The sequence below is a fragment of the Marinitoga sp. 1138 genome (assembly GCF_013363265.1).
In the GTDB taxonomy this organism is placed as follows: domain Bacteria; phylum Thermotogota; class Thermotogae; order Petrotogales; family Petrotogaceae; genus Marinitoga; species Marinitoga piezophila.
The window spans coordinates 1-3,501 of record NZ_LBFA01000028.1; the positions used below are offsets into that span (position 1 = coordinate 1).

Consider the following 3,501-nt stretch of genomic DNA (forward strand, 5'->3'; position numbering starts at 1 on the left):
TACTGCGTCTGTAATTGCTTTTTTAGGTATTGCTGTGTAAATCATCCAGTCAGTGTCAGCTATTTTTGAATAAAAAGCATAAACAGTTTCTCCGTTGTAAGTATATTCTACAACACCTTTTTTATCTGTAGCTTTCTTGAAAAATTCCATATCTTTAACGCTTACACCCCATTTTTTAGGGTCTGAATGCATTAAAGTAATACCTTCGCTGTTTACAAGGTAAGAATATTCTTCCTTGAATACTTTATCATTTCCAAAGAATGTATCAACCAGTTCTTTTATTGATAAATCAATTGCAATTACACCAATAATTTCGTTTGTTTGTGGATCTGTAACTGTTTTTGAAACGGTAATTAATATATCTCCACTTGAAGCATCTGCATATGGATCGGAAATAGCAACTTTACCGGGAGTTTTCATTGCAGCTTTGTACCATGGTCTTGATGTTGGATCATAATCATCTGGTAATTCTGCGTCTGGTTTCATAAGCATTGTTTTATCCTTTAATCCAATATATACCGCTGCATAATGATAATTATTAACGATGTTATCAAACATTTTGAGCATCCAGTTTCGTTCGTCATATTTATTGCTGTAAGAACCTCTTACATTTGCATCGTTTGAAAGCATATCGGTAAGGTTAATGATAGGTCTGAAGTATGTTTCCATAAGTTTTGCGTTGTTATCTGTTACTGTTCGTAAATGATTTTTGTAATTGGTGAAGCTTTTGTTATAGTTATTGTAGGTGCTTATTGCTGTAAATAGCACCATTGGAAGAACAGAAATTAGGATGATAATAGCAATCATCTGCGCTTTTAATGACTTCATAAAGATTCCCCCTTTAAAAAATTTTTTTATTGATTTTTATTATTAATATTGATGCCTTTATATGAGTGTATGTATTAATATTTTATCACATTTTCCGGTAAAATAAAAATCAAAAGAAATAATATAAATTTAAAAAACTCCCCTATTTTTTAAAAAAATAGGGGAGTTTTGCAAAAGTATTAACATATAAATATATATCAGTACATTTATATCTTGAATTTTTTTATTAAATCTTCCAATTTCCTTACAGATTCTTCTAAGATTTGAGATGTTTTTAGCAGTTCTTCGCTGCTTTTTTCTATATAAACAAATTCGTCTTTTGATTCTCTAACATACTCGTTCACATGAAGAACATTTTTTGACGCCTGATCCATAGCTGCTGCCATTTCTTCTGAAGAAGCGCTCTGTTCTTCTGAACTTGAAGCAAGGCTATCAACCATGCTTACAATATTTACAACAGAATTCTTAATTGCCTCAAATTCTTTTGAAACCTCTGAACTCTTTTCTGAAACCCTTTCTATAATTTTTGAAACATTTAATGATTTCTGGCTAACAGCATCTGCTTCGTCTTTTATGCCTTTTAATAAGTCAGAAATATTCTCTGTGGCGTTTCTTGTTTCTTCTGCAAGTTTTCTAATTTCATCGGCAACAACGGCAAATCCTTTTCCTGCTTCTCCAGCTCTTGCTGCTTCTATTGCAGCGTTTAAAGCAAGAAGATTTGTTTGTTCAGCGATACTTATAATAGTATCAACTATTTCTCCGATATTTGCAGATTTTTCCTGTAAATTTTTAACGCTTTTTGTATTTTCTACTGCCGCATTTCTGGCTTCAGTGGCTATTTCTAATATTTCTCCAATACTCTTTTCTCCTGATTTTACAGAATTTTCAACATCTGTACTCTTTTCGCTTAAATCCTGTGCTGCTGAACTTACCATTTGAGCCGCAGAAGCAACTTCTTCAACACCAGATGTTGTTTCTTCAATTGATGATGCAGCGTTATCAGATTCTGTAAGAGCGATATTTAAAGTTTCTTCGACCTTTTGTGTAACGTCCTTTAGTTTATTTGAGGCATTTAAAAGATTATTTTTTTCTTTAATCAAGTTGGAATTTTCTGAGATTATTGATTTTATTAATAATCTTAAGGATTTTCTCATATTTTCAAGTGAATGTTCAAGATGTCCAATTTCAGATTTTGATGTAATTTTTATTTCTTCGTTTAATATGCCGTTTTCAATTTTTTTGATGTTATCAACAAGTCTATTTATGGATTTTGTAACCAGCACTTTCATTATGTAGAATATAACAAATACAATAATAACAAGAATTAATAATAGAATAAGAATATTTTGTATAGTGGAGTTATATAATGATTCATAAATCTCATCTTCATAGGCTGTTATTACAACATATAAGTCGCCGCTCATTTTTTTCACATAAGCGATTTTTTTGTATAATTTATCAGAATTTGTAGATTTTGGAAAATAATATTCATAAAAACCATTTTCCTTTTCAATGGCAAGATCAACAATTTTTTTACCACTTTTTGGATCAACAGCAGTAGCTTCCTTTCCGATTTTAGATTTGTCCTTATATATAAAATATTTTCCATCTTTTGTATATACTATAGGATATGTATTATCTCCAATATATGATGTTGAGTATAATTTTTCATATAATGAATCAAGGAATTTTTTCTTTCTTTCATCTAATTTTTTATCTATATCATCAATATAAATTCCAGTTCCAACCATCCATTTAAATTCAGGAATCCAGAAAGCAACACCTAATTTTGGAAATAATTTATCTTCTGGTTCTCCAGGTTTTGACCAGTGGAAAAGCAAAATTCCATCATCATTATTTTTATAAGCCTCTTTGGCTCTGTTTATTAATTCTCTAAGTATATATATTCCGGTTTTATCTTTTAAATCATATAAATTTTTACCTTCAAGAGAAGGTTTAGCAGCATGCATAATATTTACTCCGTGTTCATCGTATATATAATAATATCCAGTTCCATTGTCATATCTTATTTTTCGAACAGCTTCTTTTGCAAGATTTTGAGCTTCTTCAAAGGACATTTCACCTTTTTTTGCTTTTTCTACATAGCTGTTAATTATATCTTTCACAACAGCATTTAAGGTTTTTAACCTTAAAATAGAGGCATCCATCATCTCTTCTTTTAATTGTTCTGTTCCTGTACGATATGTTTCCATTGTTGTAGCAATGTTTTCCACGCTTTGCTTTAATACGCCGTTTTTTACATATTGATCTGTCAAGTTTTTAAGGTTTTTATACATTGCAATACCGTTTATCAAAAATCCGACAATGATAACAATTGAAACAGATAAAATAACCTTAAACCCCAGCGTTTGATGAAAATTTACCTTTTTCATATTCCACACCCCTTTGAATTTTTTTTAATATAGAGATATTTGTAAATATTATATCATTAAATTTTAAAAAAAATACAATGGAAAAACTTTAAATTTGCGTAACGAAAAATATTTTTGATTTTGAGTTAAATAAAAAAAGCACTTCGGTATTGAAATCCGAAGTGCTTTAAATTTTAAATTTTAGATTTTAAATTGTTTAATAAGAGTATTAAGTTCTTCACTTAAATCTTCAAGTCTATTAGCAACCTTTGTAATCTTTGCAAAGTCTTCGTTCTGTGCT

The 3,501-nt window shown here is 29.6% G+C and carries 2 protein-coding genes; both read right to left on the reverse strand.

Translation table 11 applies throughout. From position 1 onward, the window contains the following. Window positions 1-828, reverse strand: an 828-nt coding sequence (locus XO11_RS09460) for a cache domain-containing protein (RefSeq protein ID WP_175418535.1), incomplete at its 3' end; no start/stop codon positions are given. 206 nt (window positions 829-1,034) lie between these two features. Continuing rightward, a complete protein-coding gene (locus XO11_RS09465) occupies window positions 1,035-3,221 on the reverse strand; it encodes a methyl-accepting chemotaxis protein (protein ID WP_014297376.1) in 2,187 nt (728 codons plus the stop codon). Window positions 3,222-3,501: the final 280 nt, after the last annotated feature.

Bases quoted from the DNA above. Each gene is read 5' to 3' on its own strand.
- XO11_RS09465 (WP_014297376.1), bottom strand. From the start codon at position 3,221: ATGAAAAAGGTAAATTTTCATCAAACGCTGGGGTTTAAGGTTATTTTA.